The 21318-nt window shown below is 63.4% G+C and carries 18 protein-coding genes; 7 read left to right on the top strand and 11 right to left on the bottom strand.

From position 1 onward, the window contains the following. Positions 1-3 precede the first annotated feature (3 nt). Positions 4-675 (top strand): 4-carboxy-4-hydroxy-2-oxoadipate aldolase/oxaloacetate decarboxylase, encoded by a 672-nt coding sequence (locus AC2ISB_RS14080; RefSeq protein WP_455153326.1) that lies wholly within the window; start codon positions 4-6, stop codon positions 673-675. Then, positions 668-1759, top strand: a complete 1092-nt coding sequence (locus AC2ISB_RS14075) for a 4-oxalomesaconate tautomerase (RefSeq protein ID WP_486576971.1) — start codon at positions 668-670, stop codon at positions 1757-1759. Before AC2ISB_RS14080 ends, AC2ISB_RS14075 begins: the two co-directional genes overlap by 8 nt. Positions 1760-1816: 57 nt before the next feature. Here AC2ISB_RS14075 and AC2ISB_RS14070 read toward each other — a convergent pair whose 3' ends face one another. Then, a complete protein-coding gene (locus tag AC2ISB_RS14070; protein WP_341485964.1) occupies positions 1817-2899 on the bottom strand; it encodes an acyltransferase family protein in 1083 nt (360 codons plus the stop codon). 169 nt (positions 2900-3068) lie between these two features. Further along, the gene (locus tag AC2ISB_RS14065) at positions 3069-4004 is read right to left on the bottom strand and encodes a glycosyltransferase family 2 protein (protein WP_330629328.1); all 936 of its coding nucleotides are present in this window, start codon (positions 4002-4004) and stop codon (positions 3069-3071) included. Positions 4005-4193: 189 nt separating this feature from the next. Between AC2ISB_RS14065 and AC2ISB_RS14060 the strand changes: the two genes are divergently transcribed. Then, positions 4194-5246, top strand: coding sequence for a hypothetical protein (locus tag AC2ISB_RS14060; RefSeq protein ID WP_486576970.1), 1053 nt, complete (start codon positions 4194-4196; stop codon positions 5244-5246). Positions 5247-5300: 54 nt separating this feature from the next. Beyond that, positions 5301-6245, top strand: coding sequence for a capsular polysaccharide synthesis protein (locus AC2ISB_RS14055; RefSeq protein ID WP_486576969.1), 945 nt, complete (start codon positions 5301-5303; stop codon positions 6243-6245). 169 nt (positions 6246-6414) lie between these two features. On the opposite strand, the gene AC2ISB_RS14050 is transcribed toward AC2ISB_RS14055, so the two are convergent. Genes AC2ISB_RS14050 through AC2ISB_RS14040 form a run of 3 tightly spaced genes read right to left on the bottom strand, consistent with a single transcriptional unit; the run spans position 6415 to position 12126 of the window. Continuing rightward, positions 6415-7806 (bottom strand): efflux transporter outer membrane subunit, encoded by a 1392-nt coding sequence (locus AC2ISB_RS14050; RefSeq protein WP_330629325.1) that lies wholly within the window; start codon positions 7804-7806, stop codon positions 6415-6417. Beyond that, positions 7803-10913: a multidrug efflux RND transporter permease subunit gene (locus AC2ISB_RS14045; RefSeq protein ID WP_330629324.1), complete on the bottom strand. Its 3111-nt coding sequence runs from the start codon at positions 10911-10913 to the stop codon at positions 7803-7805. The genes AC2ISB_RS14050 and AC2ISB_RS14045 overlap by 4 nt, the downstream gene beginning before the upstream one ends. Before the next feature lie 4 nt (positions 10914-10917). After that, complete coding sequence (locus AC2ISB_RS14040; protein WP_330629323.1) at positions 10918-12126, bottom strand: efflux RND transporter periplasmic adaptor subunit; 1209 nt, start codon at positions 12124-12126, stop codon at positions 10918-10920. A gap of 246 nt (positions 12127-12372) precedes the next feature. On the opposite strand from AC2ISB_RS14040, the gene AC2ISB_RS14035 reads away from it, so the two are divergent. After that, on the top strand, positions 12373-12978 hold the full coding sequence (locus tag AC2ISB_RS14035; protein WP_339109875.1) for a TetR/AcrR family transcriptional regulator: 606 nt from the start codon (positions 12373-12375) through the stop codon (positions 12976-12978). Between the two features lie 115 nt (positions 12979-13093). Here the strand turns inward: AC2ISB_RS14035 and AC2ISB_RS14030 are convergent, their stop codons facing one another. The 6 genes from AC2ISB_RS14030 to dsbD form a co-directional block, all read right to left on the bottom strand. Next, complete coding sequence (locus tag AC2ISB_RS14030; protein ID WP_486576968.1) at positions 13094-13990, bottom strand: MBL fold metallo-hydrolase; 897 nt, start codon at positions 13988-13990, stop codon at positions 13094-13096. 23 nt (positions 13991-14013) lie between these two features. Further along, positions 14014-14790 carry a sulfite exporter TauE/SafE family protein gene (locus AC2ISB_RS14025; protein ID WP_330629320.1) on the bottom strand — a complete coding sequence of 259 codons (777 nt, stop codon included), beginning with the start codon at positions 14788-14790 and terminating at the stop codon, positions 14014-14016. Positions 14791-14802: 12 nt separating this feature from the next. Then, positions 14803-15843: an SLAC1 anion channel family protein gene (locus tag AC2ISB_RS14020; RefSeq protein ID WP_330629319.1), complete on the bottom strand. Its 1041-nt coding sequence runs from the start codon at positions 15841-15843 to the stop codon at positions 14803-14805. 126 nt (positions 15844-15969) lie between these two features. Next, positions 15970-16587: a DsbA family protein gene (locus AC2ISB_RS14015; RefSeq protein ID WP_330629318.1), complete on the bottom strand. Its 618-nt coding sequence runs from the start codon at positions 16585-16587 to the stop codon at positions 15970-15972. Beyond that, complete coding sequence (locus AC2ISB_RS14010) at positions 16584-17324, bottom strand: L,D-transpeptidase (RefSeq protein ID WP_486576967.1); 741 nt, start codon at positions 17322-17324, stop codon at positions 16584-16586. The genes AC2ISB_RS14015 and AC2ISB_RS14010 overlap by 4 nt, the downstream gene beginning before the upstream one ends. 71 nt (positions 17325-17395) lie before the next feature. Then, complete coding sequence (gene dsbD, locus AC2ISB_RS14005) at positions 17396-19192, bottom strand: protein-disulfide reductase DsbD (protein WP_486576966.1); 1797 nt, start codon at positions 19190-19192, stop codon at positions 17396-17398. 72 nt (positions 19193-19264) lie between these two features. On the opposite strand from dsbD, the gene AC2ISB_RS14000 reads away from it, so the two are divergent. Both AC2ISB_RS14000 and AC2ISB_RS13995 read left to right on the top strand, forming a co-directional pair. After that, on the top strand, positions 19265-19942 hold the full coding sequence (locus AC2ISB_RS14000) for a response regulator transcription factor (RefSeq protein WP_330629315.1): 678 nt from the start codon (positions 19265-19267) through the stop codon (positions 19940-19942). Further along, positions 19933-21315 carry an ATP-binding protein gene (locus AC2ISB_RS13995; protein ID WP_486576965.1) on the top strand — a complete coding sequence of 461 codons (1383 nt, stop codon included), beginning with the start codon at positions 19933-19935 and terminating at the stop codon, positions 21313-21315. The genes AC2ISB_RS14000 and AC2ISB_RS13995 overlap by 10 nt, the downstream gene beginning before the upstream one ends. The last annotated feature ends 3 nt before the right edge of the window (positions 21316-21318 follow it).

Genomic DNA, 21318 nt, shown 5'->3' with positions numbered 1-21318 from the left:
ATGATGCCTGTGGTAGTCCAAGATATCCAACGCGCCGATCCCGATGTGATCGCGGCTCTTGCGCAGGCCGGTGTGGCCACCGTCCATGAGGCGCAGGGGCGGACCGGTTGTCTGCAAAGCTATATGCGCCCGATCTATTCGGGGGCAAAGATTGCCGGATCGGCCGTGACCATTTCCGCCGCGCCGGGCGATAACTGGATGGTGCATGTGGCCATCGAACAGCTCCAGCCCGGCGATATTCTGGTGCTGGCCCCGACCTCGCCCTGCGATAACGGCTATTTCGGTGATCTTCTGGCAACCTCGGCGCAGGCGCGCGGCTGTCGCGGGTTGATCATCGATGCGGGGGTGCGTGACATCGCGGATCTCAAGGCGATGGATTTTCCGGTCTGGTCGAAGGCGATCTCGGCGCAAGGCACGGTGAAAGAGACGCTGGGATCGGTGAATGTTCCGGTGGTCTGCGCGGGGCAGTGCATCGAGGCGGGAGATGTGATCTGTGCCGACGATGATGGTGTGGTGGTGGTCAAGCGGGCGCAGGCCGCGCAGGTGATGGCCAACGCCACGGCACGGCTTGCCGCCGAAGAGGCCAAGCGCCAGCGGCTTGCCGCCGGAGAATTGGGGCTGGATATCTATGACATGCGCCCGCGTCTGAAGGAAAAGGGCCTGCGCTATGTCTGAGCCGCAGGTCGGCGGGTCCGGCGGCGGCGGGGCGTCCGAGGGGATCGCCTGTCTGTGGATGCGCGGCGGGACGTCGAAAGGGGCGTATTTCCGTGCCAGCGATCTGCCCGCAGACAGGCAGGCGCGCGATGCGCTTTTGCTGCGGATCATGGGGTCGCCCGATCCGCGCCAGATTGACGGGATCGGCGGGGCCGATCCGCTGACCTCCAAGGTGGCGATCCTTTCGCCGCCCAGTCGCGACGATGCCGATATCGACTACCTTTTCCTGCAGGTCTTTGTCGATCAGGCGCTGGTGTCGGATGCGCAGGCCTGTGGCAATATTCTGGCCGGTGTCGGGCCTGCGGCGCTGGAGCTGGGGCTTGTTGCCGCGCAGGAGGGCGAGACATCGCTGCGGATCCATATGCGCAATACCGGCGAGATTGCCGAGGCCACGGTGCAGACACCGCAAGGGCGGGTCAGCTATCGGGGCACGACCGCGATTGACGGTGTGCCCGGTACGGCGGCACCGGTGCGGTTGCTGTTTTCCAATCTGGCGGGGTCGATGTGCGGTCACCTGTTTCCCACCGGCCAGCCGCGCGATTGGGTGGATGGCATAGCGATGACCCTGATCGATTATGGCATGCCGGTCGCGCTTGTCGCCGCGCAGGATCTGGGGCTGACAGGGCAGGAAAGCCGCGAGACGCTGGAAGGGGACATGCCCCTGCGCGCAAGGCTCGAGGCCCTGCGGCTGCAGGTGGGGCCTTTGATGGGGCTTGGCGATGTGTCCGAGAAATCCGTGCCGAAAATGACCATTCTCAGTGCCGCGCAAGAGGACGGGGTGATTGCGACGCGCAGTTTCATTCCCCATCGCTGTCACGCTTCTATCGGGGTTTTCGCCGCGATCAGTGTGGCCTCGGCCTGCACGATTGAGGGCACGGTGGCCGCGCCTCTTGCGCGGCTGCCAGAGGGCGAGACCTTCCGCATAGAGCATCCGACGGGGGCGGCCGATATTGTCCTGCGCACCGATGGCGCGGGTTATCCCGTGGCCGCAGGATCTGTGCGCACGGCGCGCAAGCTGTTTGCGGGGCAGGTTTTCGCTGACTGATCCCTGCGCGGGGATGTACATTCTGATGCGGGGCGGGGCGGGCAGGCCCGTCCCGTTCTATCGTGCCGCAGTGGCCACGCGACGCGGTGCGAACGGCATGCCGATCCCCAGACAGAGGAAGCGCGACAGGCGCGACTGCAGGATCACCTGATGCAGCAGGATCGGGCCGGTCAGGCCGCATAGAAGCGAGACCGGATAGATCCAGTGTCGGTCAAGAGCGGGCAGGAGATGCTGCATCGCCAAGGTCGCCGCCGCGGTGAAAAAGACGTGGAACAGGTAGATGGTAAAGGACTTGTCGCCGATCCATGCCAGAAACCGGATATGGACCCGCAGCACCAGAAAGGACAGGGCGGCTGTCAGCCCGACCAGCACCGACAGGCTGCGCCGGATCTCGGACTGCCACGGGCCCAGAAGCTGGAAGGCGCACAGCGCCCCCCACAGAACCAGCGCCCCCAGCCAGAGACCGGCAAGCACACGCGGCCAGCCGCGATCCGACAGCCCCGCCAGTGCCGGTTTCAGGCGCTGCGCAACGATATGCCCGCCCATGAAGAACGGCGCCAGATAGGCAGCACGCGGGAAGGAAAAGATCTGGAACCCGTCCAGCCGCCCCGAGATGAAGATGGCCGCCCCGAGGGCGCCGATCAGCGCGGCATTGCGCACCGACACCGCTTTGGGGTCGCGGGCGAAGGCGTCGGGCCTGATTTGCGCATAAAGCCAGTTGAGCGCCAGAAGCAGTACCATCAGCGTGAAGGTCGCCTGCAGGAACCAGAAATGCGCATAGGGCAGGAAAAGAGTATCGACCCACGGCATCTGCACCCGTCCGGTGGCATCGCCAATCACCCAGAACAGGCCGCCGACAAAGATCATCGGCACCAGCAGGCGGCGCATCTTGCTGGTTAGCACCTGCCCCCAGCTTTTGCGCGCACTCAGCACGGCGGTGAAGACATAGCCCGAGATGAAGCTGAACAGCGGCATCCGCATATCCGCCAGCATCAGTTGCAGCCGGAACAGCCAGTCGGTGCCGGGAACCTCCAGCCCGACCTGCGGGGTCGCGCCGACCACATGGTAGGATACCAGCGCCAGACAGGCCAGTCCCCGCATGGTTTCCACATGCGTTTCGCGTTTCTGTGGTCCTGTCATCGCGGTGCCTTTCTGACCCGGAAAGAAGGGGAGCGCGCCCCGTTTGAGCGCCCCGTTTGTGCGAGCTGTTCGAGCGGGCGCCCTGTGGCGGCGCGGCCAGAGGCTTTCGGTCGCGGCGCCAGGGCGACTGAGCGGCTAGATGGCGGGAACCGGCGTGGAGTGCCGCGCCTCAGACGGCGGCGCGCGCATCCCAGACCGGTGCCTGTGCTGCATCGATTTCGGCAATCGCCGCATCCTTGCCCTTGACCAGTGCGCGGCGCTGGTAAGACCGGATGAAGGCGCGCAACTCGGGGTCGGGGAGCTGCTCTTTGCCCTGAAGGGCGGCACGCACATATCCCCACCACGAGGCAAGTCCGCCGGTGACATAGGGGGGGTGCGCCATGCGGAAAATGCAGCTTGCGGTGAAGAACCAGAAGCTCGACCCCATGAAATACTGGCCATAGCCGTGGCGCATCCGTCCCGTATAGACCGACTTCTGCGACGACCCCATCGGACGCAGATGCTCGAAAGACAGCGCCTCGTCGTCAAAGGCGCGGGCCTGCCAGCCAAGCTGGCGGGATTTGTGGCAATCGATCGCATCCCACATCACTTCGCGCACGAAGCCGCCGATCTCGCGGAAACATTGCACACGGTAGAATTTGGTCATGCCGACCGACATTTCCGAGCCGCATTTCTCCGAGACCTTGGCCCCGTTCCACATGAACCACGGCTTGCCCGAGCACGACCCCAGACGCGGATTGGCCTCCATCTTGTCCATCAGGATCGCGAAATATCCGCTGGGCATTTCCAGATCGAGGTCGAATTTGCAGATATAGTCGAATGCGCCCATATCGATCTGGTCAAGGCCGAAATAGAAGGCTTCGATCACGCCCGGACCCACAGCGCGCGCGCCGCGATTGGGTTTGGGAACCACGCGGATCCAGTCATGCCGCGCGGCATATTCTGCAAGGATCTGCGGGGTGTCATCTGTCGAACCGTCATCGACGATCAACCAGAGGGCGGGGTGTTCGGTTTGCGCGACAACACTGTCCAGCGTGCGGCGCATATATTGCGCCTCGTCACGGCAGGGGGTGATCAGTGCATAGCGACGACCTGAGTGGGGCATGAAAGGTTCCGTGCTGAAATTGAAGCGACTTTGGTGCAGTTTGACCCTTTGGCGCGCCCATGACAAGAGACCTCACACGATTGTCGCTGCGTCGCGGCACAACCTTGACGATTATCCGCTTACATGCTTGTCAACTGCGCAGCAAAAGGCCAAAACAGGGTTAAATTTATTCCTTATCGTGGATATTCAATGACCCGTCGCTATCTTTTCTGGAGCCCGGACATCACAAAAGCCGCAGGCGGGGTCGCGGTGATCTATGATCTGGTGGCGCTGTTGCGACGCAATGGGCTGGATTGCGCGCTGTTGCATAACAGCCCGTCCGGCTGCTATCCCGACCATCCGCAGGATCTGCCCAAATTCTGGACCGGCGCATTCGACCGTATCTATGGCCGTTACCAGCCGCGCCGCAGCCGTCTGGGATATTATCTCAAGACGCGCCGTCGGGTGCGCCTTGCCGGCCCCAATCCGCGTTACGTGGCGCGGCCGGAGGATGTGATCGTGATGCCCGAACTCTTTCTGGCCGAGGCGCTGGAGGCGTTCCCCGGCCAGACACTGTGCATTCTGGTGCAGAACCCGTTCCTGCTGATGGAAAGCTATCAACGCGCGGTCGAGCGCGGCCTTGATCCGGCGCGCTCGGTGCGGGCCTATCTGAGCACCTCCGAGGTCTGCCATACCCATCTCGACCTGATCGAGGCCGAGACGGTGCTGAAATTTCCGGTCAGCATGAAGCCCGAAGAGATCGGTTTCGTGCCGATGCCCGACAAGGAGCGGCTGATCACCTATATGCCGCGCAAGCGTCCCGAAGAGGCGCGCCAGATCGTCGAGATGCTGGAAAAACGCGGCAAGCTACAGGGCTACCGGCTGGAAGCGATTGATGGCATCCCGCGCGCACAGGTGATCGACAAGTTGCGCAAAAGCCGCTTTTTCATCTCGCTCATGCGGCGCGAAAGCCTTGGCTTTCCGGCGGCGGAAGCGATGGCTGCGGGGGCGGTGGCCATTGGCTATGACGGGCTAGGGGCTGCGGAATATTTCGACCGGAGCACCGGCTTCCCGATCCCCGAAGGCGATTTCGCGGGCATGGTGCTGACGGTCGAGCAACAAATTGCCGCTTTCGAGGAGAGCCCGAAGGTTTTCGATGTGCTTTGCGCCCGCGCCTGTGCCAGAATCCACGAGCGGTATTCGCAAACCTATTTCGAAACCAATGCCCTGCGTGTGTGGCGCGAACTCGACGCAATCCTGTAGCCCGCGCGCCATCTCTCCCTAAATTCCTTCTGAAAACCGTTTTCAGGATCTCCCATGCCCCTTCCTTCCTGCCTGTCCAAAGCTCTCAAATCCGCGCGGTTCACCGCGAAATGGCTGCGTTCGGAGCTGCCTTATGCGCCGGGGCTTGAACTTTACGCCCGCCATATCGACCGTCATAACCGCCATCTGACCGCGCAGATGATGTTCAATGCCCCCGAGGCGACACCGGCATATTACGCCCCCTATCGCGGACGGGCGATCCCGAAGATCATCTGGATGTATTGGGCACAGGGGATCGAGGCCGCCCCCCCCGTCGTGCAGCGCTGCATTGCCCAGTGGCGGGCAATGAACCCGGGCTGGGATCTGCGCGTGCTGACGCGTGAGACGGTCGGCGAATGGGTCGATTTGTCCGATATCGATGACAGCCTCGCGTTCCGTCTGCATGCCAATGCGCTCCGGCTGCGCCTGCTGGCCCGCTATGGCGGGCTTTGGGCCGATGTGACCACCTATTGCCACCGCCCGCTGGATGAATGGATGCCGCTTCTGGGCGGGCAGACCGGCTTTTTCACCTTTGGTGGCCCCTATCATGACCGCTGGGTGGATAACTGGTTTATCGCCGCCCATCCCGAAAACCCGCTGATCCAGCGCTGGTGTGCCGATTACGATGCCTATGTGACCCGCCTGCGCCATACGCCGCGCAAGTATTTCATGATGATCTACACCTTCCAATGGGCGATGATCCGCAATGCGAAGCTGCGCCATGCATTTCGTGCCGCCGGAAGCCTGCCCGCCGTGCCCGCCTATTATCTGATGGCCGCGCTGGAGGGGAATGCGACGCTCGATCCCTTCCTTGCCGCGCAGGAATGTGGCTTTCCGGTCAGCAAGCTCAGTCACCGCTCCAGCCTTGACCCGCAGGGGCTGGTCGACCGGCTGGAGGCACTTCTTGCCGAGGCGCAGCCCGTGCTGGCCGCTCCACGATCCGCCCGTCCGGCGCAATAGCCCGTGCGGCGCGCCTGTCGTTTCCGCCGCTCTTAGGGGCTGCTCCTAAGCGCCGTTCCGAGGGACGGCACGGTTTGCCCGCGCGGCTTGCCGAAACCACAAAGGGCGGCCCCTCACGGGACCGCCCTTTTCTGGTGGTGCAGGGGGGCGCGCCCCCCTATCCCAAAGCCTATTTGGCGGCGGCCTTGGGGGCCGGAGCCTCTTCGGGGCTTTCGGCATAGCCTGCGCCCGCACCGATGGCGATCTGCAAGGTCGCCCATTCCTGTGCCGCGCTATTGGCCGCCGAGGCTGCCGAGATCCGTGCCGATGCTTCGGAACGGTCGGTATCCAGCAGGTCAAGCAGGGTCATGCCGCCATTGCGATAGGTGGTGCGCCCCAGTTCCAAGGCTTTGGAATAGGATTGCGCCGCGCGGTTAAGCTGTGCGGCCTGCGCGCGGTACTGACGCAGGTTGGACTGCGCGACCTGCACATCTTCCACCGCCGAGGTGATGGCCGAGCGATAGTCGATCTCGGCCTGTTTGGCGGCGGAGACCTGCGCATCGCGGGCGGCGCGCAGGGACCCCTGATTGAAGATGGCCTGGGTGATGGTGGGGCCGAAGCTCCAGCTGGTGGATTTGCTGGTGCCCGACACGGTGCCCGAGAGGCTGAGCGAGGGGTAAAGGGCTGCCGTGTCCACGCCGACGGTGGCCACTTCCTGATGCAGCACCGCTTCGTAATAGCGGATATCGGGACGGTTGCGCAGCAGGTCCGCCGGAACGCCGGTGGCGCTGTCGGTCGGAATCCGCAACGGGGCGGCCCCTTTTTCCATCCGGTCCATCAACGGGCCGGCGGGCACGTTCAGCAAGGTCGCGATGGCAAAAACCTTGGCGCGGAATTGCGCAAGGTAGTTGGGCAGATCGGCTTTGGCCGATTCCAGCGCGGCTTCGGCTTCGGCCTGTTCCAGCGTGGTCGCGGCACCGGCATTCACTTCCTGCTGGGTAATGTTGAACGTATCCTGACGGGTCGCGATGGTTTTGCGCGTCAGCTCCAGCGCCTGCTGGTAATAGCGCGCATCGGCATAATCGGCGACCAGCTCGGCCAGCCATGCCAGACGCTCGGTGCCGACATTGGCCTGGCTGGCTGCCAGATTGGCCTTGGCCGCCTCGCGTTCGCGGCGCAATCCGCCAAACAGGTCGAGCACGAAATCCGCATCCAGCGTGCCGGTGGCATTGTCCCAGCCGGACCCGCCCCCTTTGGTGACGCCCGAGCGGGTCTTGGACCCGCTGGCCGACCCGCTGAGCGCCTCGTTCACGCCGGTCTGGCGAAGCTGGGCGCGTGCCTGACGGATGCGCTCTTGCGCCTGCAGGATGTCGAGGCTCTGTTTCATCCCCGTCTCGACCAGCTCGTTGAGCAGCGGGTCACGGTAATCGCGCCACCATGCACGATAGGCCACCTGCGCCAGCGGGCTGGTGTCCCCGCCCACGAATTGGGTGGTGACAGGCACGGCGGGCGTTTTGTAATCCGGCCCGACCGCACATCCCGCGAGAACCATTAGCGGAACCAGTTTCATAAAGCGCATCATGCATTCTCCTTGCGGCCTGCGCCGGATTTTCTGTCAACAAGACGACGGACCGCCACATACAATACCGGAACCATCAGGATACCGAAGACAGCCGAGAAGAGGATCCCGCCCAACATGCCGATCCCGATGGAGTTCTGCGCATTTGCACCTGTGCCGCTGGCAATGGCAAGGGGCAGAACCCCCAGCCCGAAGGCAAAGGTGGTCATCAGGATCGGGCGCAGACGCATCCGCGCGGCCGTTTTCACCGCCTCGAACAGGCCCAGCCCCTCGGCGCGGAGTGTCTCGGCGAATTCCACGATCAGGATGGCATTACGCGCCGCCAGACCGATGGTCGTCAGCATCCCGACCTTGAAGTAGACGTCATTCGACTGCCCGAAGACCAGAGCCGCGATCAGCGCCCCGAGCAGGCCGATCGGCACGGCCAGCATCACCGCGAAGGGCACCGACCAGCTTTCATAGAGCGCCGCCAGCGCAAGGAAGACGACCACTGCCGAAAGCGTATACAGGATCGGTTCCTGATTGCCCGAGAGCTGTTCCTGATAGGACAGGCCGACCCAGGCGCTCTGGTAATTGCCATCCATGCTATCGACGATTTTCTCCATTTCGGCCATCGCATCCCCGGACGAGACGCCCGATGCCGGAGAGCCCTGCAATTCGATCGCGTTGACGCCGCCATAACGGGCGATCTTGGTATAGGTCTGCCCCCAGCTTTGCGACGAGAAGGCCGACATCGGAACCATTTCGTCATCGCTGTTACGCATATACCATTTCTTGATATCGCCCGGCTGCATCCGGTATGCCTGATCGCCCATCACCCGCACGTCGCGCAGTTTGCCGTTCAGCGTGAAGTCGTTGACATAGCTGCCCGCGAAGATGGTCGAGAGGTTGGAGTTGATGTCCGAGATCGTCAGCCCCATCGACTGCGCCTTGGCCGCATCCAGATTGATCGCAAGCTGCGTCTTGGAATTGGCCTCATAGCCGCGGATGGCGGTTGCCTTGCCCGATTCCTGCGCTTTCTGGGCCACCTTGGCGGCCGTCTCGCGCAGCTTGTCGAGCCCCTCATTGCCTTGGTCGATCAGATACATCTCGAACCCGTCAGACGAGCCCATCCCGTGGATCGGCGGCGGTTGCAGGAAGAAGACCTGCCCGTAACGCCCCGAGCCGAAGAACATATTGGCTTTCATCGCGATGGAGGCTGCCGTGATGCCCTTGCGGTCTTCCAGATCCGACAGCTTGACGAACATCATCGCATTGTTCTGGCCGGACCCCGAGAAGCCGAAGCCGATCGCCGCAAACACGCTTTTGGTCGCGTCGGGGTAGTTCTGCTTCATGAAGTCGGTGATGGCCGTAACGCTTTGTTGGGTCTGCGCCCGCGTCGCGTTCTGCGGCAGCGAGATCGACGCCATCAGCACGCCCTGATCCTCGGTCGGTACGAAGCTCGAAGGCAGGCGGGAATAGACGCCATAGATGCCCACGCCAACCGCCACCACCACGACCAGCATCCGGAACGGACGGCGGATCAGGCGGATGACCGTGCCGGTATAGCCGGAATTGACGCGGTCCATGCCTTTGTTGAACTTGCGCGCGGGCCAGATCTTGGGCTTGTCATGCGAGGGTTTCAGCAGGCTTGCACACATGGCCGGCGTCAGGATCAGCGCCACCAGCAACGACAGCACCATTGCCGAAATGATGGTCACCGAGAACTGCCGGTAGATCACACCGGTCGAGCCGGACATGAAGGCCATCGGCAGGAATACCGAAGACAGCACCACCACGATCCCCACCAGCGCGGTCGAGATCTCCTTCATGGATTTCTCGGTCGCCTCGACAGGGCCCAGCTTTTCTTCTTCCATCACCCGTTCGACGTTTTCCACCACAACGATGGCGTCATCCACCAATAGCCCGATGGCCAGCACAAGGGCGAACATCGTCAATGTGTTGATCGACATCCCCGTGGCGGCAAGCACGGCGAATGTGCCCAGCAGAACCACCGGCACCGCGATACAGGGGATAATGGTCGCCCGCCAGCTTTGCAGAAAGACCATGATCACCACGAAGACCAGCACGATGGCCTCGAAGAGGGTGTGATAGATCTGGTGGATGGATTCCTGAATGAACGGGGTCGTGTCATAGGGATAGACCAGCGTCACGCCTTCGGGCAGCGACTTGGCCAGCTTGTCAAGCGCGGTATGGACGCGCTCGGAGGTCTCGACGGCATTGGCACCGTTTTGCAGGTTGACGCCGAAACCGGTGGCGTTCTTGCCGTTATACTGGCCCAGCACCGAGTAATCGTCATCGGCCAGCTCGACCGTAGCGACATCGCCCAGATAGACCGAAGAGCCGTCATCATTGGTTTTCAGCAGGATCTTGCGGAAATCATCCACCGTCGAAAGCTGGCTTTGGGCCTTCAGCGAGATGGTGACTTCCTGCCCGTTCTTGCTTGGCAGATCGCCCAGCGACCCGACCGTGACGTTGGTGTTCTGTTCCGAAACGGCATCGGTGACATCCGAAGGGGTCAGCGAGTATTTGTAAAGCTTTGCCGGATCGAGCCAGATGCGCATGGCATATTCCGACCCGAAGACCTGAATCGAGCCGACGCCTTCCAGACGCTGGACGGTATCTTCCATCTGGTTCGAGAAGAGATCCCCCAATTCGACATTGCTGCGCTTGTTATCGTCGGAGACAAGCGCGCCCACCAGCAGGATCGAACTGGTGGAGCGGGTGACCGAGACCCCCGTCTGGGTCACGGCTGTAGGCAGGGAACTCTCGACCAGCTGTAACTTGTTCTGCACCTGCACCTGCGCCATATCGGCGTCGGTGCTGGAGTTGAAGACAAGCGAGATCTGCGAACTGCCCTGCGAGGAGTTCGAGGTCATGTAAAGCAGACCATCCAGCCCTGTCATGCCGTCCTCGATGACGGATGTCACCGAATTGGCCACGATCTGGGCGGAGGCTCCGGTATAGGTGGCCTGAATCCGCACCGTGGTCGGCGAGACTTCGGGATATTGCGAAATCGCAAGCGAGTTTAGCCCGAAGACACCCGCGATCATCAGGACAATCGCAAGCACCCAAGCAAAGACGGGCCGGTGAATGAAGAACTGTGCCATCGGATCAGTCCGCCGTTGCTGCGCTCTCGGCGCTGTCCTGAGAGGCGGCGTCGGTGGCGACATCCTGCGTGGTGCCGTCGTCGGCAATCTTCACCTGCACGGCCTTCACTGTGGCACCGTCCTGCAGGGTTTTCTGCCCGTCCACGATCACTTTCACCCCGTCCTCAAGGCCGGAGGTCACAATCCACGCGGTATCGGTGCTGCCTTCGGTCGGCACGCTGACCTGTTTGGCCTTGCCGTCCGCATCGACCACGAAGAAGCTCAGATTGCCATTGGTATCATGCTCGCCTGCGCGCTGGGGCACCAGAAAGGCCTTGAGCGAGCCGAGCTGCACATTCCCGCGCAGGAACATGCCCGGCAGGATGATATGGTCGGGATTGTCGAAGCGGAAGCGCACCGTGACCGAACCGGTGGTGGTGGACACCGTCGGAGACGGGGTGACCAGCTCGCCAGTCGCTTTATAGGTCTCGCCGTTTTCAAGCACCAGATTGGCCTGCAACTTGTCGGAAAGCTGCAATTCGCCGTTCTTGACCTTGGAGCGGAGCGACAGGATATCGGCGGCAGGTTCCAGCAATTCCACATCGATCGGATCAAGCGTCGTGACCGTGGTCAGGGCGGTGTCCTGCCCCGAGGTCACAAGGTCGCCGGTCGAGACATCGGCCACATCCACCACCCCGTCAATCGGCGAACGGATCGTGGTCCAGCCAAGCTCGATCTTGGCATATTTCAGCGCCGCTTGCGCCGATTGCAGCGTCGCTTTTGCCGATGCCAGATCCGAGCGGGCGGTTTCTACATCGGCTGCGGTATAGCCTGACCCCTCAAGTTTGGCGGCACGGTCATAGGCGGCCTGTTTGACAGGCAGATCGGCTTCGGCTTCGGCCACTGTCGCCTCATCCGCCTCGACCGTGGCCTGATAGCTGGCATCGTCCAGCTGGAACAGCGGATCACCGGTTTTCACCTCTGCCCCGGGTTTATAGAGCTTTTGCATGATCACCCCGTCCACGCGCGGACGGATATCGGCCTGTTCAAAGGCCACGGCGCGGCCCGGAAGCTCGATGGTCTGCGGAACGTCGCTTGGATGCAGCACGACATACCCGACTTCGGCATTCGGCTGTTGGTAGGCCTGTGCAAAGGCGATCCCTGTGGTGCCCAGCCCCATCGCCGGTGCAAGGAAGGCCGCCACCAGAGGCATGCGTAATTTTGTGTTCATCATATCCGCTCGTTTCTATCGTTCCGCTGTCACTCGCTCTTGACGATGGCCTGGCGACGAAGTCTATGGTCAATTCTTGCAGAGTGTGCAAAATTTGCCGAAAGTGTAAATATCTGGCGCGATAACGAGCGCTTGATTTTTGAAAATATTTCGGCCCGATGCACGTAAAAACAGCAAGGGTCAGGTGTTCTGATACGCGGCCAAGGCTTCCTATAAAGCGGGATGTGCCGACTTGCTCAGGGGAGAGGCATGAGTGATTTGAGATCGCGCCGTAAGGCGGAAATGGCGCAGGTGATTCAGCAGGCGACGATCGATCTCTCGCGGGATTACGGCTTTGACGCCATTACGACCGAAATGATCAGCCAGCAGGCGGGAATCAGTGCGCGGACGTTTTTCAACTACTACGCCAACAAGGAAGCCGCGCTTTTCGGGCAGGTTCCGTTTCTGACGGACGAGATCTGCCGCACACTTGTTCCGGGCAGCGGGGTTTTGGCGGACGATCTCTACCAGCTTTTGCGGGCGATGATGATGCGGGCGGTGCCGCGCAAGGCCGAACTGGCGATCATCGTCCCTGCCTTGCAGACGCAGCCGAAGGTGCTGAAGGTCTATATGGCCGAGCGGGCTGCCATGAGCGAGAGGCTGGCCCAGATGCTGGAGGACCGTCTGCCCGAATCCACCCAGCTTTTCCGCGCGGTGCTTGCGGAGATGCTGATGAGCGCCTCCTGGAACGGGATCATGGCGTGGCTGGAAAACAGGGTCACATCCGACATGGCCCTGGAACAGGGCTGGCGCGCCATCTGTGAAATCGCCCAGCTGTTTGTCGGCCCCGAGGCCCCGGGTCCGTCCTCCCCCTGACGCGCCCCTCGGGGCTGTTCTTCGGGCCAAAGGGGGCGCGGGCCATGACTGCCCATGCCAGAGGTCGGGGCGGCAGGTCGGGCTGTCCGGTGCCCGACCCAAGACGCAACCGGTCCTAGAACCTGTTTGCGGGGATTTTGAAATAGCGATGCCCGTCGGCTTCCGGCTCGGGCAGGCGACCGCCACGCAGATTGACCTGAAGGGCATGCAGCATCTGCTTGGGCAGGCTCAGCGTGGCATCCCGTTTTTCACGCAATGCGATATATTCCGCACGGCTGCGTCCGCCGCCAATATGGATATTCTCGGCTTTCTGCTGCGCCACGGTGCTTTCCCATGCCGGTTCCTCGCGGGTTTTGGTGCCGTAATCATGGCCGACAAAGATCCGCGTCTCGTCGGGCAGGGCAAGGATAGCCTGCAGACTGTCCCATAGCTCTGCCGCCGAACCGCCGGGAAAATCCGCGCGCGAGGTGCCTGCATCGGGCTGCATGAACGTGTCATGCACGAAGGCCGCATCACCGATCACATAGGTGATCGAGCCAAGCGTGTGGCCGGGCGAGAGCATCACCTTGACCGGCAGCTGGCCCAGCGTGAATTCCTCGCCATCGGCCAGAAGCCTGTCATACAGCGTGGCAGGGTCCAGCGTCTGGGGCGGGAGGTGATAGATTTCGGTCCAGATTTTCGCGATATCGGTGCATTTCTCGCCGATCCAATGCGGGCAACCGGTGCGTTCGGCCAGCAGGCGGCCTGCGGTGAGGTGGTCGGCATGGGGGTGCGTGTCAAGGATCAGCTTCAGATCGGCCTCATGGTCCTTGACCAGCGCCAGTGCATGATCCGCCGATTCTGTGCCGCTGCGCGCGGCGGTGACATCGAATTCCTGCACCACATCAATCAGGGCGCTGGCACGGGTGTCAGGGTCGATCACCAGATACTGGCACGATCCTGAAACCGGTTCGTAAAATCCGACCACGACCGGCGAGCCGGACCCACGGGAGGGGCTGATTTTGGTAAGCATGACAGATCTCCTTTCCAGCCGGATCACAACGCGGTCCAGCTTTTCCATAACATATAGGCCGCGACGACAAAAATCAGGCCCGCAAAGACGGTGGTCAGGGTGCCTTTGCCCGAAAGTTTCCGCGCAAGGCCCGTGCCGGCGATCCCGCCCAGAAACCCGCCTGCGATGAAGGTCGCGGCGATCCCCCATGCCACCAGCCCCGAAAACGCGTAATTTAGCGCGGTGGTCAGGCCGAAAGCGGTCACGGCCACAAGGCTTGTGCCCACGGCATTGAGGGTGGGCATTCTGGTCGAGGCCATTAGTCCGGGCACGATCAGAAACCCGCCTCCAATCCCGAACACCCCTGAAAAGGCCCCCGTTCCAAAGCCGAAACCGGCGACTTTGCCTGCATTCTCGCGGCCGCATTGCGCCCCCGGAATGCCCTCGGCATGGCGGTTTTTCAGCATCAACACTCCCACGACCACCATGACCAGCGCGAACAGGAACAGCAGGTGCTGGCCGTTGATGGCCTTGCCCAGCGTCGATCCGCCGAAAGCCCCGATGATCCCCGCACCGGCATAGATCGCTCCGCAGCGCCATTTGACGGTATGGGCGCGGGCATGCAGCGCCAGATTGCTGGCGGCATTCACGGCCACCGCAAGCGCCGAGGTGCCGATGGCGACATGCGGGCTGGCCACCCCCACCACATAGACCATCAACGGCACCGCCAGAATGGAGCCGCCGCCGCCCACGAGGCCTAACGTCAGCCCGACCAGCCCGCCCGAAAGCGCGCCAAGAGAGTAGTGCAGGGTATCATACATCGGGTCGGTCCTTTATTCGGGTAGGCAGATCTGGCCACGCAGCGCGAGGCGGAGGGTGTTCCACAGCAGGAGGATTACGGTCAGGCTCAGCAGGGCCAGACCCGCATGGCCCAAGCTCTGGTGGAAGACCGATCCCGTCATGGCCGCAAAGCGGAAACTCGCCGTGGTCAGCGCCGCCAGCGGGAAAGACAGCGCCCAGAACGAGATCGAAAAGGGCAGGCGCAGCAGTCCCGGCAGTTGGAACAGCACGAGCGCCGCGAAGAGATAGGCGACATTCAGCAAGATCCGCGCCAGCGCATCGGGGTTGGGGCCGGTCAGCAGTAGCCATGACAGGAAGGCCATCGCGGGCGGCGCGATCAGGATCACCAATGTGGGGCGCAGCTTGCCCGGCAAGGGCGCATGGAAGATCAGCCGGTTGATGACCAAGGTGGTGAGGATGATCCAGAAGGTCAGCCCTGCGGCAAAGAAATACCAGCTGGCTTCGATATGGCCCAGCGGCACCCCTGCCAGCGGCACCACCAGATTGCCCACCGCCGGAATGAACCACGCCGGTGACAGGCTTTCGGGACCGAAGGGACGCGCCGAGATCCAAGCCGAGATGATCACCAGCGTCAGGCCGAATTGCGCCGCAGCCCCCAGCATCCACAGGATATTGGCCAGGCTCGGGGCATATTCCAGCACCAGACGCGCCAATAGCAGGCCCGAAATGGCGATGGCCGGAAAGAATGCCAGCCGCACGGGGTGGTTCCATTCGGCTTTCAACGCCTGTGGCTGGCGCAGGGCCTTGGCCACAAACAGCGTGGCCAGAAGCCCGAAGACAGCGCAGGCCAGCCCGAAGACCATATGCGACGCCATCATCGCTCCGGCCGAACGCAGCGCCAGCGCATAGCCCATAAGCCCCATCGTCATGCCGAACAGGCTGACCGGAAAATGTGCCAGCCAGCCGGAGCTTTCGGGGGGGAGTGCGGCGGGGCCCGCCGACGGGGTCTGCGCGGCCCCCAGCGAGGAGGCGGGGGAGGGGGCTGCAAACCGGACAGGATGATCAGGGCGCATGGAAGGGCTCCTTGGGCGCGGCGCACGCGGCGGGGTCGTGAGGGTGGCTCGGGGTCCGGCATAAGACCCTTTGCGGGACCGCGACGGTGACATTGTCACGCGCGGCCCTCACGGGGGCGTGAGATGTCACCCTTGCGGATGGCGGGCCACACGGATCGCCTCGGTCAGGGCGGCTTTGTCCAGCGCGCCGGGATAGATCATGCGCCCCGCCACAAAACCCGGTGTGCCGAATAAACCCAAACCGCTGGCCTGCCGGTCATTGCGCGCCAGTACGGCGTCGATCTTCTGGCGTGCGCTCTGATAGCCTGCCTGCGCCTTCGGCACGGAAACGCCCGCCGCGTTCAGGGTTTTGTCGACCTGTGCATCGCTTAACCGTCCTTTGGTGGCCATCAGGGCTTCAAGGGCGGTGGCATAGGCGCCGTTTTCCTGCGCGCCCAGCACCAACCGTGCAGCCCGCAGCGAGACCGGCCCGAAGACCGGCCAGTCCTTCATGACAACCCGCAAACCGCGATCTTCGGCCATCACCTCTTCCAGAACGGGGTGGTTCTTTTTACAGAAGGGGCATTGGTAATCGAAAAACTCCACCAGAGTGACATCGCCTTGCGGGTTGCCCAAAGCGGGGGCATCGGGGTCGTGGAAGACCATCTGCGGGTCAAGCGCCCCTGTTTCGGCTTCGGCCTTGGCGGCGGCGGGCAGGACCATTGCGGCCCCTGACAGGATCAGGAAATTTCGACGGTCGATCATAGGGCGGCTCCTTTGCTGGGGATCGGATCTTGGGGATGGTGCGGCAGGGGCGTGCCGGGCGGGACGGTGCCCTTGCCGCTTTCGGCCTGCGAGAGCACCACGACATGGGTGCCCGATTTGACCCGTGCGGCCAGATCGACGATGTCTTGGTTCCAAAGCCGGATGCAGCCCGCCGAGGTCGCCTCGCCAATGCTCCACGGCTGCATGGTGCCGTGGATGCGGTAGAAGGTGTCGCGATTGCCCTTGTGCAGATAGAGCGCCCGCGCCCCGAGCGGGTTTTCCAGCCCGCCCTCCAGCCCGTCTTTGACCGGCCCGTAAAGCTGGGGGGCATCGTTGATCATGTTCTGGGTGGGCCGCCAGCTGGGCCAGTCGCGCTGATAGGGGATATGCGCCTCACCGGTGAAACCGCGCCCTTCCTCGCCCACGGCCACGGTATAACGCAGGGCGCGGTTGTTCTTTTGCACGAAGTAAAGTTTGCGCGCCCACGGGTCGACGATGATCGTGCCGGGCGCCTCCTCCGTCCAGTAATCGACCTCCTGACGGGCTTTCTCGGCGGAAAGATATTTCGGATCCACCGCAGGGATGACGCGCGTGCCATCCTGCTCGGCCCCGTATTTCGCAAGGACATCGGCAGGCACCGCAGGGGCGGGCGGTGTGGCGGAGGGGTCCGGTCTGGGTGCACAAGCGGCCAGAAAGGCGATACAGATCAGGGCAAGCCCTGTAGGGGATCGGGTCATCTTGGGATCTTTCGTTTGAAAAAGGGGGGATCAGGCGCAGGCCTGTGCCGTTGGGGCCCGGGCGGGGGCCACTAGGAGGGATGCGCCGCGAGTGCGCTGTGCAGTTGGTCTGCGGTGATCTCGCCCAGCAGCCGCGTCTCGCCCTCGGGGGTGACAAAAATCATGGTCGGCGGGCCGATCACCGCAAGCTGCGTCATCAGGGCCTGACGGTTCTGGTCAAGGTGGCTGACATCCACGACCAGCCGCTGCCAGTTCTGCAGGGCGTGACGAATGGCTGGGTCGGTCAGAACCTTGCGGTCGATGGTCCGGCAGGATGTGCACCAGTCGGCGGTGACATAGATCAGCGTCGGAAGACGGGTCTGCCGGGCGTGGGCCAGCGCGGCGTCCAATGCCTCCGGCGTGCCAATCGCCTGAAACGCCGCCGCCGCGTCTTCGGTAAAGGGCCTTACGGTCCGGCCCTGTAGCGCGGCCAGCGGTTGCAGGGGGTCCGTGCCGCCCAGTGCGGCCCCGACCCCCTGCAGCGCACCGCCGCAAAGGGCGATGGCCGCCAGCGCATTGCCCATGCCTGCGCCGCGGCCCAGCAGGCTGCCGCCAAGGCCCAGCAGAAGCACCGCCCAAAGCGCAAGCGTCAGTGGACCGGGCAGGATGCGCCCCAGCAACCAGATCGCGAGGGCCAGAAACAGCAGCCCCATCGCGCGGTTGACCAGCCCCGTCCACGGGCCCATTCTCGGCAGGATACTGGCCCCGAACAGCCCGACGGCCAGAAGCGGCATGCCTTGCCCGAGCCCCAGCGCAAAGAGCGCCCCCATGCCAAGCACGACATCCCCGCTTTGCGCGATATAGAGCAGGGCTCCCGCCAAAGGGGCGGTGACACAGGGGCCGATGATCAGGGCCGACGAGAACCCCAGCAGGGCCGCGCGGGCCGGAGATCCCGGTCGCGGCGCGATCTGCCCGACCCGTGCGGCCAGTGCCTGCGGCATTTGCATGGTGAACAGACCGAAGCTGCCCAAGCCCAGCAACACAAAGACCCCCGCCATCAGCCCGACCGCCAGCGGTTGTTGGAGCAGGATCTGCAGATTGGCCCCCGAAACGGCCGCCACGGCGCCGATCAGCGCAAAGGCCAGTGCCATTGCCAGCACATAGACCGTGGCAAGGCCCAATCCGCGCCGCGGCGTGATGCCCTGTATGCGGGTGCCGATCATGGCTGCGACAATCGGCACCATCGGCAGCACGCAGGGGGTAAAGGCCAAAGCCAGCCCGAAGCCGAAAAACGCGACCACCACCCAGAGCGCGCCGCCCGACTGCCCCAAAGAGGCCACCAGCCCCGAGGCTTCTTTCGCCGGAATGCCGGTCTGCGCAGTGTCTGCCAATGCAGGGGCTGTGGGCGGAAGGACTGCCTGCGGGGCTTCTGTTTGGAGCGGCCCTGTCGGGGGGGAGGCCGAGGCTGCGGGCGGAACCACCTGACGCGCCTGCGGCGGATAGCATAGCCCTGCTTCCTCGCAGCCCTGCCAACTGAGGGTTGCGGTATGATTGACAGGGGCGAAAACGACGCGGGCATGGTTCTGCCAGATCTCGACCTGCCCGAAATTCGGGTCCTGCTTGCTTTGGGTCGGGCTGGCCTCCACCCGAGGCGCATCAGGGCTTAGCGTCAGCCTGTCCCCATAAAGGTAATAGCCTTTGGCGATGTCCATCGTGACAATCAGCCTGTCCCCCTGCCAGCGGGTTTGCACCCCGAACGCCTGATCGGGGGGCAGGGGCTGGGCGTGCGGGGTCAGGCTGTGCCGCAGATCCGGCTGGGCAGAAGCGGCGGTGCCAAGTGCGACAGTCAGCGTCAGGGCAATGGCCAGAAGGGACGGAGTGTGTTTCATAAGGGGCAGACAGGAAATCCACCTTAAGTCAGTCTTAAGGTTGGTGCCGCCCCTGACGCCAAAGGAGACATCATGCGCTTACTTGTGGTTGAAGATGATCATGTGCTGGCCGACGGGCTTGTGGCAGGGCTGAGGATCGCGGGGTTTACGGTGGATCAGGTCGCCACGCTGGAGGATGCGCGCCATGCGCTGGCCGGCATTGCCTATGCCGCGCTCGTGCTGGATCTGATGCTGCCGGACGGTAGCGGGCTGGATCTGGTGGCCGAACAGCGCAGGCGGCACAATCAGGTGCCGATCCTGCTATTGACCGCCCGCGATCAGGTGGCCGACCGCGTGGCAGGGCTGGATTGCGGGGCGGATGACTATCTGGGCAAACCTTTCGAGCTTGACGAACTGGCCGCGCGGTTGCGTGCGCTGATGCGCCGCTCGGACGGGCGGGCCGAAGCGCAACTGCAGGTGCAGGGGCTCTGTCTCTTTCCGGCCGAGCGGCGTGCGGTCTATCTGGACCGCGAGCTGTCCCTGTCGCGGCGCGAATATGCGGTCTTGCTGGCGCTGGCCGAACGCCCCGGGCGGGTGCTGGCGAAATCCGATCTGGAGGACCGGCTTTATGGTTGGGGGGAAGAGATCGAAAGCAACGCAGTCGAGGTGCATATCCATCATCTGCGCGCCAAGCTCGGGCGCGGGTTCATCGAAACCCTGCGCGGCATCGGTTACCGTATCCGCCCCGAGGAGGGCCGGTCATGTCGATAAAGCTCCGGTTGTTCCTGATCCTCACGGCCTCGACGCTGATCGTCTGGTTCTCGGCGGTGGTCTGGATCGAACATGTCACCCGTGCGCAGGTGGAAAAGGTGCTGGACGCGCGGTTGATGGAAGCGGCGCGGATGGTGGCCTCTTTGGTCGAGAGCAGCGATATGCGCAGGGGTGACAGCGCTCAGGCGGCGGGGGCACTGTCGAAGGGGGGACAGGCGGCGGGGGCACTCCTGACGGGAGCGGGGTATACGCAGCAGCAATTCTGCCAGATCTGGTCGCTGAGCGGGCAGATGATCGGACGTTCGGAAGATGCGCCGGACGGGCGGCTTCTGTCCTTTGACCAGACCGGCTTTCACGATGTGACCAGTCAGGGCAAGGCGTTGCGGGTCTATGCGATCGTCAATCCCGATCTGCGGGTGCAGGTGACGGTGGGCGATAGCCTCGAGATGCGGGACCGGCTGGTGCATGGCGTGGTGGAAGGTCTGGCCCTGCCTGCCTTGGTTGTGCTGCCCCTGATGGGCGGGCTGATCTGGTGGTCGACAGGGCGTGGGCTAAAACCGCTGGAACGTCTGGCCAAGGCGCTGGAGCACCGACATATCGATGATGCGGGCCAGATCCCGCAGCAACCCGCCACGCCGCGCGAAATCCGTCCGGTGATTGCCGCGCTGAACGATCTTCTGGCACGGCTCCATCGGGCGCGACGGCGCGAGAAGGATTTTGTCAGCTATGCCGCGCATGAGATGAAGACCCCCTTGGCGGGGCTGAAGATGCAGGCCTATGTCGCGCGCCATGCCCCTGATGAGGCCGCGCGGCTTCATGCGCTGCAGGCGATCGAGTATTCGGTGACCCGCACGGACCGGATGGTGCGGCAACTTCTGGATCTCGCGCAGATCGAGAACCGCCCGCTGGAACCCGCAGCACTGGATCTGGCGGCACTGGCGCGCGAGCAGATGATCTCGCTGACCGATATGGCGGATGCGAAAGGGGTGGGCTATGCCTTGGAGGCGCCCGAGCGGCCGATGATCCGCAGCGATGCTGTCCTGCTGGGGCTGGCCATCCGCAATCTGGTGGAAAACGCGATTCATGCCACAGCCGCCGGAGGGCAGGTCGGCGTGGAGGTCTGCCTGCGGCCCGAGGGGGTTGAACTGGCCGTCTATGATGGCGGGCCGGGGCTGCCGCCAGAGCTGGCCGGAAGGATTGGCGAGAAATTCCTGCGCCCGTCCGCTGCTGGCGGATTGGGCAGCGGGCTGGGGCTGGCCATCACATCGGATGCCCTCGCGCTTCTGGGCTGTCGTCTGGTCTGCGCGCAGACGGCGCGGGGCCATAAGATGAGCTTCCTGCTGCCGCCCGCCCACTCCGGCGTCGGCCTCTGACCT

The sequence above is a fragment of the Thioclava sp. NS-SX20 genome (assembly GCF_057380695.1).
Note: the sequence above shows the minus strand (reverse complement) of the source record. Positions and strands in the feature narration are given on the sequence as shown.